Origin of the sequence: Sulfitobacter sp. M368 (assembly GCF_025141875.1) — a bacterium.
Taxonomy (GTDB): Bacteria; Pseudomonadota; Alphaproteobacteria; order Rhodobacterales; family Rhodobacteraceae; genus Sulfitobacter; species Sulfitobacter mediterraneus_A.
Genome location: NZ_CP081113.1, coordinates 1 through 15,407, shown reverse-complemented (window position 1 = coordinate 15,407; position 15,407 = coordinate 1). Strand labels below are relative to the sequence as shown.

Genomic DNA, 15,407 nt, shown 5'->3' with positions numbered 1-15,407 from the left:
CCTTGGGGTGGTCCGCGCTAGTTCAAGATTGCCGAGGATTACAGGATTGCGAAATGAACCAGACCCAAGACCCCGAACTCGAAGAAGAAATGGAAGAGCAATCCGTCAATGATGCCGCGGCTTTGTCGCCCAAGCTGATCTACGAAGTGATCCGGCGGGACGGAGAAGAGGAATTGCGACGCACCAAACGGTCGTTGATCTGGTCGGGCATTGCCGCGGGTATGTTGATCAGCCTCTCCGTCTTGGGCGAGGCTGTTTTGCGTACCTATCTGCCCGATACCCCAGGGCGCTACCTGATCGAGAACCTTGGTTATTCGCTTGGGTTTCTGGCGGTGATCATGGGCAGGATGCAGCTATTTACGGAAAACACGATTACGACGGTCCTGCCGATTATGCAGGAACGCACGTGGTACGCCTTTGGCTGTATGATGCGGCTTTGGGGTATCGTTCTGGGGGCGAATGTTGTCGGCGCATTTGTCGCCGCCGCCCTGTTTGTATTCACGCCAGCATTGTCACCTGAATTGATGCCAGCGATTGAGGGGTTGTCCCAACATGCCACAGGAATGGGCGCGAGCCAGTCGTTCTGGCGTGCCATTCCGGCCGGTATCATCGTGGCGTTGATTGTCTGGATGCTGCCTCAGGCTTCGGCATCGGCGTTTTGGTTGATTCTTGTGTTCACCTGGTTGATCGCGGCGGGGGATTTCACCCATATCGTCGCCGGATCAGTGGAAATGGCCGTGCTTGTCCTGCAAGGGTCGTTGACCGTCGGTCCCGCACTCTTTGGGTTCTTTCTGCCAGTCTTGGCGGGTAACATTATCGGCGGAACGATGATATTTACCCTCGTGGCATGGGGGCAGGTGCGCGATGATGTGGAGCCGGAATAGAACCAAGATCAGGAGACAGCCGTGAGCAGCCGTCCGCCCCTTTCCATTGGTATTCTCTGGCGGGCGCTTCGGGCGAGTTTTGCGCAGATTGCAGAAAACAACCTCGCCCTGATCGCAGCCGGTGTCGCGTTTTTCTCGATGCTCTCGTTGTTTCCGGCCTTGGCCGCGCTCATTGCATTGCTTGGGCTGATCTCTGATCCTGTTGTGGTTGTGGCCCAGTTGGAGGAGATGCGGGGCCTGCTGCCGGATGATGTTTACGAGATTATAAATGATCAGGTGGTGGCGCTGGTAACGGCCAGTGCGGATACTTTGGGATGGGCGGGGCTATTGTCACTGATGTTTGCGCTTTGGTCCGCACGGGCCGGTGTCGGCGCGATGATGACCGGGCTCAACAACGTTTATAACCGCCCCAACAGAAACACTGCGCGGCACTACTTGCGGGCCTTGCTGGTGACGTTGGCGATGGTCGCGGTTGGCATTGTTGCGTTGCTGACACTGGTGGTTATTCCGGTGGTTCTGGCGTTCTTCCCGCTTGGATTTCTGGCCAACCTGCTGGTTGATCTGTTGCGCTGGTCGATAGCGTTGATCGTTTTGTTTGTCGGTGTCGGTCTTTTGTACCGGCATGGGCTGAACCGGCACCGGGCACGGGTGTCCTGGGTGTCTCCGGGCGCAGTGCTGGCCGTGTTTTCGTGGATCGTCCTGTCAGTTGGATTTTCGTTCTACGTGGCCAATTTTGGTAATTACAATCAGGTCTACGGGTCCATCGGTGCTGTTATTGCGATGCTGATCTGGCTCTGGATCAGCAGTTTTCTGGTTCTTCTGGGCGGCTCGATCAACGCCCAGATCGACGCCCAGTCAGATCAGAACATCATCGCGTAAACGAAATCCTCATTTTTTGCTGTTCCCAATAAGGCTGGCTTTGGCCCAAGGGAAGGATGCATAAATGATCGCGATTGAAGAATTGGCACCACAGACATTGCGACTGCATCTGATAGGAAAAATCGCCGCGGGCGATCTTGAGGTGCTTGAGGCGCGGCTTGATCCATATCTTGAGGATGAAGGATCAGTGAATGCGGTGATCGACCTGTCAGAGCCGTCCCAATTTGATCAACCCACGGCCACAGATGCGGTGTCACAGCGCCTCTTGGCGCAATTGGACAAGCTGGGACGTGTCGCCATCGTGGGCGCGCGGGACGCGCTGCCGGACTTTGTGCAGGCGTTGGATGCGGTGATGCCGCCGGGGCAATTGGGCCGGTTTGATCTGACCGAACGGCAAACCGCGCAACGATTTGCGTCAGGTCCGCATTAACGCGGGTCAATCCACCGGCGCAAAACTCTCTGCACGGGCACGGGCCCAGCGGGTTTTGTTGCCCTGCAAATCCTCGGCCTTGTCGTCCAAAAGATACCCTACGGGCAGATAGTGATAAACCTCGTTGCCCTCGACCACGCTGTTGTCACCTTGCCGCATCATCAGATGTCGCGGCAAAAACTCATCAGGATGATGCAAGCCCGCCGCGCCGGTCATCTCGGCCAGGGCCTCCATCGTGTTGCGGTGAAAACGCTCCACCCGCTGGCTTTTGTGGCCAACATCCAGCGCCCTTTGCCGCAATTTGTCCTGCGTTGCGACGCCGACAGGGCAATGGTTGGTATGGCAGGCCTGCGCTTGGATGCAGCCGATGGCGAACATGAAACCACGGGCCGAATTGCACCAATCCGCCCCCAAGGCCAGGGCGCGCGCAATGTCATAGGCATGCACGATTTTGCCGGCCGCGCCAATCTTGATCCCGTCGCGCAGGCCCGCCCCGCGCAGCGTGTTGTGCACAAAGGTAAGCCCCTCGATCATCGGCATACCGACATGGTTGGAGAACTCCACCGGCGCGGCACCCGTGCCACCCTCGGCCCCGTCCACCACAATGAAATCGGGTGTGATGCCCGTCTTTAGCATCGCTTTGACCATGCACATAAATTCGCGCCTGTGGCCGATACAGAGCTTGAAACCAACAGGTTTGCCGCCTGACAAATCCCGCAACGTGCCGATAAATTCTATCATTTCGATGGGGGTAGAGAACGCCGGATGCGCGGCAGGCGACACGCAGTCCTTGCCCATCGGAACCCCGCGTGCCTCGGCAATCTCGGGGCTGATCTTGGACGCAGGCAACAGCCCGCCATGTCCGGGCTTTGCCCCCTGGCTGAGCTTCAGCTCAATCATCTTGATCTGGTCCAGTGATGCGGTTTCCCGGAACTTTTCAGGATCAAAATTGCCATCTTCGGCCCGGCATCCGAAATACCCCGACGCCACCTGATAAATCAGATCACCGCCGCCCGCCTTGTGATAACGGCTGACCGATCCTTCACCGGTATCATGGGCAAAGCCGCCCATCTTTGCCCCGGTGTTCAACGCCTGAATGGCATTGGCGGAGAGCGAGCCAAAGCTCATCGCGGAGATATTATACAGCGAGGCGGAATAGGGCTGCTTGCACTCCGGCCCGCCAATCACCGTCCGAAAATCGGGATTGGTGATATGGACCGGCTGCACCGAATGGGTGACCCAAGAATATCCCGCCTCATACACCCGTTTTCGCGTCCCAAAAGGCCGCGCGTCCTCCTGCCCCTTTGCCCGTTGATAGACCAGCGACCGGTCATCGCGGCTGAAGGGTTCTTCGTCTTGGTCGGATTCGATCAGATATTGCCGGATCTCCGGCCTGATCCCCTCAAAGAAGAAGCGCATGTGACCCAGAACAGGATAATTGCGCAGGATCGAATGGCTGGGCTGGAGAACATCATAGATGCCCATGAGGCTCAGCACGGTCAAAACGGCCAGCGGCAGCAGAAACCAGACAGACCATGCAAAAACCAGAACCAGACAGAGCAATCCCAACAGGACAACCGCGACAAACGGAACAAAGCGGGTCATGTTTTTGAGGTTTGGCATCAAAGTCTCCGACTAGGTGAATGCGATGGCCGTAGTGTGACGGGTTTGATCGCTGACGCAAGCACTTGCTATTTGCGCGGTGCTTGCATTTGTTGGCGGTCAATTGCCATCACGGGAGCGCAAAATGTCTCAAGGTCCACTTGCATCGTTGAAGGTTGTTGAGTTTTCCGGCCTTGGCCCTGCGCCTTTGGCAGGCCAATTGTTGGCGGATATGGGGGCCGAGGTGATCACTGTGGATCGTGCCGCAGCGCCCGCTGACCCAACGGATGTAAACCGGCGCGGCAAGAAGTCTGTTGTGCTGAACCTCAAATCCGATGCGGGTCTTGATGCAGCGCGGCGGTTGATTGCCGCAAGCGATGTTTTGATCGAAGGGTTCCGCCCCGGCGTGATGGAGCGGTTGGGCCTTGGTCCGGACAGCTGCCCCAAGGCGTTGATCTACGCGCGGATGACCGGCTGGGGTCAGGATGGGCCTTGGGCGCATAAAGCAGGCCATGACATCAATTATCTGTCTCTAACAGGGGCGCTTCATGCGATGGGGGCAGCAGATTCAGCGCCGGTGCCGCCATTGAATATGGTCGCGGACTACGGGGGCGGAACGATGTTCTTGATCTTTGGCATCCTGTCCGCGGTGATCGAACGCGGCGTATCTGGCAAAGGTCAGGTGGTGGATGCGGCGATGGTGGATGGTGTGCCCGCGATGATGGGGCTGATCCACGGAATGCTGGCCGAGGGATTCTGGACTCAGCACCGTGGCGCAAACTGGCTGGATGGCGGCGCGCATTTCTATCGGTGCTATACCTGTGCAGATGGAAAATATGTCTCTGTGGGCGCGTTAGAGCCACAATTTTATGCAATCCTGTTGGACAAACTGAACCTGCCCGAGGATCTGCGGACCTCGCAAAACGACCGTGAAACATGGCCGGACATGAGCGCCCGATTTGCGGATATTTTTGCCACCAAAAACCGTGATGAATGGGCAGAAATTTTCGAAGGATCAGATGCCTGTGTCGCGCCGGTTCTTGAATTTTCCGAAGCGCCCGACCACCCGCATATGGCGCTGCGGCAGTCGCTGATCAATGTGGGCGGAACAGTGCAATCTGCCCCTGCACCCCGGTTTTCGCGGAGTCAGCCAAGGCCAATCGTTGCGCCCAATGCCGTGGGCGGCGAAACAGTGGAGGTTCTGCAAGCGCTGGGGTTTTCTGATGAAGAGATCGAGACGCTGACCTAGAGACTAAATCGGGTCTGAACCTGTAGTGACCCATTTCCGCGTCACTTGATCCGCCGTGCAAAGTTACCACATTCCCGTATCGCCCCTATGCAGGATCGGGTACTCTGCCCCTATGAAAGACAACGCGCCTACAGACAGCCGGATCGATTTGGACAAGGTCATTGTCTGCCCGCAGTGCGATGCGGTTTTTCAACTTGTCCGGCCACAGCATGGTGAGCGGGCGAAATGTCAGCGCTGTCACAAGGTTCTGATCGCGCCGCGCAGAAATGCGGGCCTTCATATCATTGCAGTGGCTTTGTCTGTTTTGTTCCTGATTATCGGCGCGGCGATATTTCCATTTCTGACCATCGACGCGGCGGGCAACAAAAATGCGGTTTCAATCCTGGATGCGGCATTGGCTTTCTCGGGTGGGCCGATGATCATACTGTCATTGGCGACGGCGGCGTTGATTATTCTGTTCCCGCTGTTCCGCGTGTTGCTGACGCTCTATGTTCTAGTGCCCGTGGTGCTGGACCGACCTCCGGCCCGCCACGCCATCCGCGCATTTCGGTTGTCAGAGGCCATGCGCCCGTGGTCGATGGCAGAGATTTTTGCAATTGGCTGCGCCGTTGCATTGGTTAAGGTCGCGGATCTGGCCCATGTGGGATTTGGCCCGGCGTTCTGGATGTTTGGTATTCTTGTTGTTCTGGTGATCGCGCAGGACAGCTTTATGTGTAAATGGTCTGTATGGAACTCTCTGGAACACCCAAAAAGATCGTAAGCGCCCGTGATCTGGGTATCGTCGCCTGCACGCGCTGTTCGAAGGCGTGGCCGCTGGGCACGCAAACCTGTGCGCGCTGCGGTCATGCCCTGGTGTCACGCGATCCGATGAGCCTGCAAAGGGTCTGGGCCTATTGGCTGATGGGTCTGATCTGTTACGTGCCGGCAAATCTGTTTCCGATGCTGCAAACCAGAACGCTGTTTCAGGTGGATGAAAGCACAATCATCGGCGGTGCGGTTGAACTTGCCCATCACGGCAACCATGGCATCGCCGCGATTATCATCTTTGCCTCGGTGGTTATCCCCTTGGGCAAGTTCTGGGCGGTGGCGTTTCTCGCGCTCAGCGTCAAGAACAGGTCGATGGTGTCAAAGAACACGCGGCAGTTCCTTTACGAGGTGGTGGAATACATCGGCCGTTGGTCGATGATCGATATCTTTGTGGTTGCGATTTTGTCGTCTCTGGTGCAACTCAAGGCATTGGCCGCCATCAATCCCGGCACTGCGGCTATGTTCTTTGCTTTGTCGGTCATTTTCACGATGCTGTCCGCGCAGGCCTTCGATTCCCGCCTGATTTGGGACGTTCAAGCCAAAGAAAAACCAGCCGGTGATGGGGGCGTAGACATACATGAATGACGACCTGCCAGATGTGTCTGTATCGCCTGCCCGCAAGGTGTTCCTGAGCGGGGCATCGGTGATCTGGATCATTCCGATCCTCGCGTTGCTGGTTGCCTTGACGGTTGCGTGGCAATCCTACAACGAGCGTGGTCCCTTGATCACGGTCGAGTTTGAGAACGGCGCGGGCATTCAGGCCGGAGAAACCGAGCTGAAGTTTCGCGATGTGACGGTTGGCATTGTTGAAAAGGTCGGCTTTACCGCATCCCTGTCCAAGGTCACCGCGCAAATTCGTGTGGAAAAGGAAGTTGCGCCTTTCATTGACGCCAGCGCGGTCTTTTGGATTGTCCAGCCCGAGGTGACCGCGCAAGGAATTACCGGGCTCAGCACGGTTCTGAGCGGTGTATACATCGAGGGATCCTGGGACGATCAGGTCGGCGGTTATGCCAATCTCTTTCAAGGGGCATCTGAGGCACCGCTGATCCGTCCGGGTCAGTCGGGTCTGGAAATTGCATTCAAAACTACGGCCAACGGCCAACTGACGGACAATGCGCCCATCCTATATAAAGGCATCGAAGTGGGCCGTGTGGGCCGTGCAAAGATTGATCCGCGCAACAACTACGCCGTGGTCGAGGCGTTGATTTTCGAAGAGCATCGGACGCTCGTCAACCAATCGACCCGATTTTGGGATGCTTCCGGCTTTAGCGTGACACTTGGCCCTGCAGGCGCCGAGATTGATTTTTCCTCTCTCGCGACGCTGGTCGGCGGGGGAATCACCTTTGATACCTTTGTGTCGGGCGGTGACCGTGTTCAGGATGGCACCGTATTTGAGATTTTCCCGGACAAGGAAACAGCGCGAAACTCGGTCTTTAATGCTTCAGAGGTTACACCCTTGAAGCTGAGTGTGATCTTTGAGGACAATATCTCCGGTCTCGTGGTCGGTGCTCCAGTTGAATTGAGCGGCCTCAAGATCGGCGAGGTTGAGGCGCTGTCCGGTATTGTTGACTACAACCAGTTTGGCGACAGCCGTGTGCGTTTGAACGTAAATCTTTCGATCCAACCTGCCCGCCTTGGTCTGCCGGTCGATGTGAATGCGGAAAACGCGCTGCTGTTTCTGCAGGAACGTGTGAGCAACGGTCTGCGTGCGCGGCTGGCTTCGGCCAGTTTGCTGACTGGCGGGCTCAAGGTGGAGCTGGTGATGGTCGAAGATGCGCCCTCCGCCCGTTTGGTTGCCGATGGCGATGCATTGCCTGTCCTGCCCACAACCTTTAGCGAAACATCCGACGCGGCCGCGACCGTCGAGGGGGTGTTCACCCGTATCAACAATCTGCCGATCGAGGAATTGCTCAACAGTGCGATTTCGTTCCTCAATTCGGCAGAGGCTTTGGTCACCGACGAAGACCTGCGCGAAACGCCGCAAGATCTGCGCTTGTTGTTGGCCGAATTGCAGGGGCTTGTGACCTCGGATGATGTGCAAAACATCCCGGTGGCCCTGAACGCCACGCTCACACGGGTGGAAACGCTGGTGGCGACATTGGAACGCGAGCAGGTCGCTGAACGTCTTTCTGCCGCGTTAGAAGGCGCAACCGTCGCCGCAAATTCTGTGACGACCTCGGTCGAAGGGGTGCCCGCATTGGTGGAGCAAATCCAGGCCGTCGCGGCCAAGGCCGAAACGCTTGAACTCAACCAGCTGGTGGAGGAACTCACCGCGCTGACCAAATCCGCGGATGCTGTGATCGGAACGGAGGCTGCTGTTGCATTGCCTGGATCGCTCAAACGGGCGTTGGATGAAGTAAATTACACCTTGCAGGAATTGCGCGAGGGCGGTGCGATCGAGAATGTGAACAAGACGCTGGCTTCGGCCCGTAACGCAGCGGACAACATCGCGGTTTCGGCCAAGGATCTGCCAAATATCGTGGATCGCCTGACCCGCCTGTTTGCTCAGGCGAGCCGCACAATTGAAGGGTACAACAAGGGCGAAGAGATCAGCCGCTCCGCTCAAGATACCCTGCGTGACATTCAGAAAGCCGCCGACGCTCTTGCATCTTTGGCGCGGACCATTGAACGTAACCCCAATTCGCTTTTGCTGGGACGATAGAATGACATTTCACCGCCGGTCTTTGATTGTGGGTTTGACGCTGCTGCTGGCCGCCTGTGGCAGCGCAGAACGTTTTGCCGTCAGCACGCCCCCTGTGACCGAGAAAGTCCGCATCGCCTTTTCATCCGTGGAAGTGCGCGATGTGTCTTTGCCCAGTTATGCAGCGGCGGATGAGATCCATCTGCAAGCTGCGGACGGCACTCTCAAAAGTTCATCGGATATCCTCTGGGCCGATGCGCCGGAGCGGGCCGTCGCACTTGAGCTGAGCCGGAACCTCGCCCAGATGACCGGCAGGGCCATCGCCTCAGAACCTTGGCCGTTTGAAGCCTTTCCATCCGCACGGCTGGAACTGCGGTTTTCCGATCTTGTTGCGACAAGCGACGGGGTGTTTCGCACCACAGGCCAATATTTCGTGGCGGTTCGTGACGGTGGGCGGGAACGGTCGGGCTTGTTTGATCTGAGCGTAACGTTTGATCCCAAAGGAGGCCCCAATGCGATTGCACGGGCACGGGGGCAGCTGATCTTGGATTTGTCGCGTTACATTGCGATCAACGGGCTGAAGTAAAAAAGGCCGCACAGCGTATTGCTGCGCGACCGGCCAAGAAACCTAGAAGTCCAGGTTTTCCACATTCAGCGCGTTTTTCTGGATAAACTCGCGGCGTGGTTCGACGACATCGCCCATCAGCTTGGTAAACAAATCGTCGGCCTCGGCCATGTCTTCGACTTTGACCTGCAGCAAGGTACGGGCATCCGGATCTAGCGTGGTTTCCCACAGCTGATCAGGGTTCATTTCACCCAATCCCTTGTAGCGCTGCAAAGACAGGCCCTTTTCCCCTTCGGCCAGGATCGCGCTCAGCAGATCAAGCGGGCCATGGATGAGCTGGCTGCGGTCTTTGCGGACCAAGGTCGCAGGAAGATCATAGACGTCCTGCAAATGCTGCGTAAAGGAGCCAGAGCGCCGCGCCTCGCCAGAGCGGAGCATCTTGCCATCCAGCGTGCGCACTTCTTCGACACCGCGCAGAATGCGGGCCAGTCGCACACCGTGATCCTGAGTGATCCGGCCCTGCCAGCCGCGTTCATATTCGAGCGCGATCAGATTCAGACGGGTTGCGATCTTGTCGGCCACGCCTTGCAAGTTGTTGTCCACCGCGCCGGGAACAAAGGCACCGGCAATGGCCGCCTGTTCCAGAATATGGCGGGGGTAATGGGTCGGGAAGGCCTCAAGCACGCGGCGCAACTGGCGGGCCATATCGACAACCCGCGCCAGATCGGCGCCAGAGATTTCTTCGCCATTGCCTTGGCGCAGCAAAGCGCCCTCAATGCCCTGCTGGATCAGGTAATCATCCATCGCGGCCTGATCCTTGAGGTATACCTCGGATTTGCCGCGTGACACTTTGTAAAGTGGCGGCTGTGCGATGTAGAGATGCCCGTTTTCGATCAACTGTGGCATCTGGCGATAAAAGAACGTCAAAAGCAGCGTCCGAATGTGCGCCCCGTCAACATCCGCGTCCGTCATGATGACGATCTTATGATAGCGCAGTTTGTCTATGTTGAACTCGTCCCGCCCAATGCCGGTGCCAAGTGCCATCACCAGATTGCCGATCTCTTGCGAGCCCAGCATCCGGTCAAATCGCGCCCGTTCCACGTTCAGGATCTTACCTTTGAGGGGCAGGATCGCTTGGGTCTGGCGGTCACGTCCGGTTTGCGCAGACCCTCCCGCAGAATCACCCTCCACAAGGAAGACTTCGGTCTTGGAAGGGTCTTTTTCGGAGCAGTCCTTGAGTTTGCCAGCAAGGAAATTCACATCCATCGCGGTCTTGCGGCGGGTCAGGTCGCGGGCCTTTCGCGCAGCCTCACGGGCATGGGCCGCTTCGACGATCTTGCTGACCACGATCCGTGCTTCGTTGGGGTTTTCTTCGAACCACTCAGACAGCTTTTCGTTCACCAGTCCTTCAACCGCTGGCCGGACTTCAGACGACACCAGCTTGTCCTTGGTTTGCGAGCTGAATTTTGGATCAGGCACTTTGACCGACAAGACACAGGTCAGACCCTCGCGAGCGTCATCACCGGTAAAGTTGATCTTTTCCTTCTTTGCGATGCCAGAAGACTGGGCATAGCTGTTGATTGTGCGTGTCAGCGCCCCGCGAAAACCGGCCATATGGGTGCCGCCATCGCGCTGTGGGATGTTGTTTGTGAAAGGAAGAACATTCTCGTGATAGCTGTCGTTCCACCACATTGCGACCTCGACGCCGATATCGTCCCTTTCGCCAACAATAAAAATAGGTTCCGGCATTACAGAGGTTTTGTGCCGGTCGAGATATTTAACAAATTCTTTGACGCCGCCCTCATAAAAGAGTTCGGATCGCAACGGCTCTGCCGGGCGCTCGTCGGTTAGAATGATCCGCACACCTGAGTTCAGGAACGCCAGCTCGCGCAGGCGTTTTTCCAATGTCTCAAACGAATATTCGAGGTTCGAAAACGTATCTGTTGAGGCCATGAACCGCACTTCGGTGCCGGTGCGATCGGTGTCGCCGACAACCTCCAGATGCTTGGTGGTAAAGCCACCCTCGAAACGGGCGACATGCTCTTTGCCCTCGCGCCAGATGCGCAGCTCAAGCCAGTCTGAGAGGGCATTCACAACCGAAACGCCAACACCGTGCAGACCGCCGGAGACCTTGTAGGAATTGCTGTCGAATTTACCGCCCGCGTGCAGCTGGGTCATGATCACTTCGGCGGCGGAAACGCCTTCTTCCTCGTGGATGCCCACCGGAATGCCCCGCCCGTTGTCGCTGACCGAAACAGAGAGATCTTCGTGAATTGTGACTGTCACGGCGTCCGCATGACCGGCCAATGCCTCGTCAATTCCGTTGTCCACGACCTCGTAGACCATATGATGCAAGCCAGAGCCATCATCGGTGTCACCGATGTACATGCCGGGGCGTTTACGGACCGCTTCTAAGCCTTTGAGAACTTTGATGGAATCGGCGCCATATTCCTGTGGCGTCTGCTCATTCTCGGACATGTGGAAAAACCTTCTTCTTTTGTCCGATTTATAGTGGTTTTGCAGAGGGTTGTCACGCAAATGGCACAAGATTTTGTGCCATGATGGAAGGTGTCAGCGGGCTGCGGTCACGCGGCTTTCTCCGGCCTCTTCTGTGACTTCCAGAACCTGCGCGCGATCCCCCAGAGCGGTGAACATTTCCGCCCCGGTTCCGGTCATCCACGCCTGCGCGCCAAGCCCGCAAATCTCGTCGTAAAGGGCGGCTTGCCGGTCCGCATCCAGATGTGCAGCGACCTCATCCAGCAAGAGCAACGGCGGCGCGCCAAAGCCTTCCGCCAAGGCCCGGGCATTGGCCAGGATCAGCGAGACCAGCAACGCCTTTTGTTCCCCCGTTGAACAATCCTTGGCTGGAGTGCCCTTGGCTGCGTAAACCCCGAACAGATCGGCGCGGTGCGGTCCGATCAATGTGCGTCCCGCCGCCAGATCGCGGGTGCGATTGTCCGCAAGTGCGGCCTGCAACTCTTCCGCCTCTGCGGGCATGTCACATTCCAATGACAGGGTGGCCACCGGAAAGGCGGTTTGTGCCTGGTCTTGCGCCTCGGCAATGGCCTGAAGCGCCTGAAGGCGACCTGCGTGAATTGCCGCGCCCGCTTCGGCCATTCGAAGTTCAAGCGCGGCGTACCATGACGGCTCCCGCACCATATCCTTGAGCAATCTGTTCCGTTCGCGCATGGCTTTTTCATAAGTCAGCGCGTGTTCTGCGTGGTCGGGCAGGAAACTTAGCGTCATGCGGTCCAAGAACCGCCTTCGACCTTCCGCGCCCTCAATCCACAACCGGTCCATCGCGGGGATCAGCCAAAGCACGCGGGCGATCCGCCCCAGCGCTGTTTGCGGTGCGGCCTTGCCGTCAATACGCACCTGACGGGCATTGCCACCTTCGGACCAGACTTCGATCTCATGAACCTGATCCAGCGAATGCAGTATCGCGGTCAGCTTCCACCCCAATGCTTCGGGCCTGCGTGTCATGTCCTCGGCGCTGGCCCGGCGCAAACCGCGCCCCGGAGACAGCAAAGACACCGCTTCGATCAGGTTGGTTTTGCCCGCACCATTGGGGCCAAAGATCGCGACAGGACGTGCGTCACAATCCACCACCGCCCGCTTGTGCGAGCGGAAATGGGACAGCGTGAGCTGGGAGAGGTATAACTTACCCATCGGCGGCCCCATTTTCTTTCAAAGAAAACGGCCGGGAACTCTGATAGTTTCCGCGGGCCTCACACACGCATCGGCATGACGACATAGACAGCGGATTCGTCATTGCCTTCGCGCATCAATGTTGGATCGCCGGAAGAGTTGAACAGGAACACCGCATTTTCGCGGTCCACCTGGCTGGCGATTTCCAACAGATACTTGGCGTTAAATCCGATCTCAAGCCGTTCATCGCCGTAAGCCACTGCCAGCTCTTCTTCGGCCGCGCCACTGTCTGGGGCGTTGACCGACAGGATCAGACGGTCTTCGTCCAGTTGCAACTTTACCGCGCGGGACCGTTCGGAGCTTACAGTGGCAACACGATCGACCGCCTGCGCAAAATCGCTGGCGTCAACCTCCATCTTGCGGGTGTTGCCCTGTGGGATGACGCGGGTGTAATCGGGGAATGTGCCGTCAATGACCTTGGATGTCAGGGTAATCTCTGGCGTGGCAAAGCGGACCTTGGTTTCCGAAACTGACACGGCGACCTGCAAATCATCATCATCCAGCAGTTTGCGCAGCTCACCCACGGTTTTCCGCGGCACAATCACGCCGGGCATCTCGGCCGCGCCTTCGGGCAGATTTGCGTCAATCCGGGCAAGCCGGTGACCATCGGTCGCCACACAGCGCAGCACCTTGCCACCTGCGGAATCTGCCGTGTGCATGTAGACACCATTGAGATAGTACCGCGTTTCTTCGGTAGAGATCGCAAATTTGGATTTGTCGAACAGGCGGCGCAGCACCGGCGCCGGCGCACTGAAGTTCGAGGCATATTCAGAAGAGGCCATCACCGGGAAATCTTCACGCGGCAAGGTGGCAAGGCTAAAGTTGGAGCGGCCAGCCTCAACCGTGAGGCGGCCAGCGGCACTGTCAGCCGTCAGATTGATCAAGGCGCCATCGGGCAGCTTACGCACAATTTCATGCAGCAGCGTTGCGGACACGGTCGTCGCTCCGGCACGTTCAACCTGTGCGCCAACCTTGTCGACAACTTCGATATCCAGATCGGTGGCGCGGAAGGACACGTCGCTGCCTTCTGCCTCAATCAGCACATTGGCGAGGATCGGAATGGTATTGCGCCGCTCAACAACAGATTGTGCCTGGCTGACTGCCTTGAGCAACGCGGCGCGTTCGATGCTGAATTTCATGTGCCTTCTCCCTGAGGACTGCCGGGATAGGCAAACTACCTTGTTCCCCCGCTTTCACAAGACTTTTGTTGGTTTCGCGGAGGGAATGCAAGAGGGGCCCGAAGGCCCCTGTCATTTGGTCACGCACGCATGGTTTGTGGATCACGCCTCAAGGGCGCGGCGCAGCATTTCCAGATCTTCGGCAATCTGGCCATCTGATTGTTTCAACTCTTCAATCCGGCGCACCCCATGCATCACGGTGGTATGGTCGCGCCCGCCAAAGCGGCGGCCAATCTCGGGCAGGCTGCGGCTGGTCATCTGTTTGCACAAATACATCGCCACCTGACGGGGCCGGGCATAGCTGCGCAGGCGTTTCGGGCCGATCATATCGCTCAGACGGATGTTGTAGTGATCGCTGACTTTGCGCTGGATCTCTTCGACGGTGATCTTGCGCTCTGAATCGCGCAGAACATCGGCAAGGCAGTCCTGCGTCAGTTCCATGTTGATCTCACGCCCGACCAGTGAGGCAAAGGCGAAAAGCCGTGTCAGTGCACCCTCAAGAACCCGCACGTTTGAACTGATCCGGTGCGCGAGGAACTCCAGCACGCCATCATCAACCTCAAGGCCGGGATAGTTGCGGCGCTGAACCTCGACTTTGCTTTGCAGGATGCCAAGGCGCAATTCGTAATCGGTGGGATGCAGATCCACCACCAGACCGCATTGCAGGCGGGATTTAACACGGTCCTCAAGATCCTTGATCTCGCCGGGGGCGCGATCGGCGGAAATAATGATCTGTTTGTTTTGGTCCACCAGCGCGTTGAACGTGTGAAAGAATTCTTCTTGCGTGCTGTCTTTGCCGGCGATGAATTGCACATCGTCCACCATCAACACATCGACGGAACGAAAAATCTCTTTGAAGTCCATCATCTTGCGATCACGCAAGGCCTGAACAAACCTGTACATGAATTGTTCGGCAGACAGATAAAGCACATTCATCTGCGGTTTGCGCTGCTGCAACTCAAGCGCGATGGCGTGCATCAGGTGTGTTTTACCAAGGCCAACACCACCATACAAAAACAGCGGGTTAAAAGTGACAGGGCCACCTTCGGCAACGCGGCGGGCGGCGGCATGGGCCAGTTCGTTGGGTTTGCCGACAACAAAATTGTCAAAGCTGAAACGCGGGTCAAGCGGGGCGGTGTTCAAGACATTTGAGTTTGCAGCGGCCTGCGGCGCGGCGGTTTTTTTAGGGGGCATGACGGGTTTGGCTGCGGTCGAACCGGATTGGGCTGCCAGGGCGAAGTTCAGGCGCGATGCCTCAACACCTTCAGCGTTGATCTCATGCAGGATCAGATCGGCGAAATTCTGGCTGACGTAGTTTCCAAAAAAGTTGGTCGGCACATGCAGGGTTGCAATCCCTTCCGACACCGGACCCGGAACAAGTGGCTCAATCCAGGTTGTAAAATTGTTCTGCCCTACAGTTTTGAGAAGTCGCTGCCTAATTGCGCCCCATTGGTCCTGCGTCAT

At 57.3% G+C, this 15,407-nt stretch carries 13 protein-coding genes; 8 read left to right on the top strand and 5 right to left on the bottom strand.

Annotated features, from left to right (window positions below; translation table 11 throughout):
• Positions 1-53 precede the first annotated feature (53 nt).
• The 3 genes from K3754_RS00065 (at position 54) to K3754_RS00055 (ending at position 2,193) form a co-directional block, all read left to right on the top strand.
• Positions 54-884 (top strand): formate/nitrite transporter family protein, encoded by an 831-nt coding sequence (locus K3754_RS00065; protein ID WP_203209612.1) that lies wholly within the window; start codon positions 54-56, stop codon positions 882-884.
• A gap of 21 nt (positions 885-905) precedes the next feature.
• The gene (locus K3754_RS00060; protein WP_259939665.1) at positions 906-1,763 is read left to right on the top strand and encodes a YihY/virulence factor BrkB family protein; all 858 of its coding nucleotides are present in this window, start codon (positions 906-908) and stop codon (positions 1,761-1,763) included.
• 64 nt (positions 1,764-1,827) lie between these two features.
• A complete protein-coding gene (locus tag K3754_RS00055) occupies positions 1,828-2,193 on the top strand; it encodes an STAS/SEC14 domain-containing protein (RefSeq protein WP_259939662.1) in 366 nt (121 codons plus the stop codon).
• Between the two features lie 6 nt (positions 2,194-2,199).
• Here the strand turns inward: K3754_RS00055 and K3754_RS00050 are convergent, their stop codons facing one another.
• Positions 2,200-3,816, bottom strand: a complete 1,617-nt coding sequence (locus K3754_RS00050; protein ID WP_259939659.1) for an FMN-binding glutamate synthase family protein — start codon at positions 3,814-3,816, stop codon at positions 2,200-2,202.
• 124 nt (positions 3,817-3,940) lie between these two features.
• Between K3754_RS00050 and K3754_RS00045 the strand changes: the two genes are divergently transcribed.
• The 5 genes from K3754_RS00045 (at position 3,941) to K3754_RS00025 (ending at position 9,078) form a co-directional block, all read left to right on the top strand.
• On the top strand, positions 3,941-5,044 hold the full coding sequence (locus K3754_RS00045; protein WP_259939655.1) for a CaiB/BaiF CoA-transferase family protein: 1,104 nt from the start codon (positions 3,941-3,943) through the stop codon (positions 5,042-5,044).
• A 112-nt stretch (positions 5,045-5,156) separates the two neighbouring features.
• A complete protein-coding gene (locus K3754_RS00040; RefSeq protein ID WP_259939652.1) occupies positions 5,157-5,804 on the top strand; it encodes a paraquat-inducible protein A in 648 nt (215 codons plus the stop codon).
• Positions 5,762-6,436, top strand: a complete 675-nt coding sequence (locus tag K3754_RS00035; RefSeq protein WP_259939649.1) for a paraquat-inducible protein A — start codon at positions 5,762-5,764, stop codon at positions 6,434-6,436. Before K3754_RS00040 ends, K3754_RS00035 begins: the two co-directional genes overlap by 43 nt.
• Positions 6,429-8,513 carry an intermembrane transport protein PqiB gene (locus K3754_RS00030; protein WP_259939646.1) on the top strand — a complete coding sequence of 695 codons (2,085 nt, stop codon included), beginning with the start codon at positions 6,429-6,431 and terminating at the stop codon, positions 8,511-8,513. The genes K3754_RS00035 and K3754_RS00030 overlap by 8 nt, the downstream gene beginning before the upstream one ends.
• Before the next feature lies 1 nt (position 8,514).
• On the top strand, positions 8,515-9,078 hold the full coding sequence (locus K3754_RS00025; RefSeq protein ID WP_203209620.1) for a membrane integrity-associated transporter subunit PqiC: 564 nt from the start codon (positions 8,515-8,517) through the stop codon (positions 9,076-9,078).
• Between the two features lie 42 nt (positions 9,079-9,120).
• On the opposite strand, the gene gyrB is transcribed toward K3754_RS00025, so the two are convergent.
• From gyrB to dnaA, 4 genes are all read right to left on the bottom strand, one after another.
• Positions 9,121-11,535, bottom strand: a complete 2,415-nt coding sequence (gene gyrB / locus K3754_RS00020; protein WP_259939642.1) for a DNA topoisomerase (ATP-hydrolyzing) subunit B — start codon at positions 11,533-11,535, stop codon at positions 9,121-9,123.
• A gap of 93 nt (positions 11,536-11,628) precedes the next feature.
• Positions 11,629-12,726 carry a DNA replication/repair protein RecF gene (recF, locus tag K3754_RS00015; protein WP_259939639.1) on the bottom strand — a complete coding sequence of 366 codons (1,098 nt, stop codon included), beginning with the start codon at positions 12,724-12,726 and terminating at the stop codon, positions 11,629-11,631.
• A 59-nt stretch (positions 12,727-12,785) separates the two neighbouring features.
• A complete protein-coding gene (gene dnaN, locus K3754_RS00010) occupies positions 12,786-13,904 on the bottom strand; it encodes a DNA polymerase III subunit beta (protein ID WP_203209623.1) in 1,119 nt (372 codons plus the stop codon).
• 141 nt (positions 13,905-14,045) lie between these two features.
• Entirely contained in the window at positions 14,046-15,407 is a 1,362-nt protein-coding gene (gene dnaA / locus K3754_RS00005) for a chromosomal replication initiator protein DnaA (RefSeq protein WP_259939624.1), read from the bottom strand.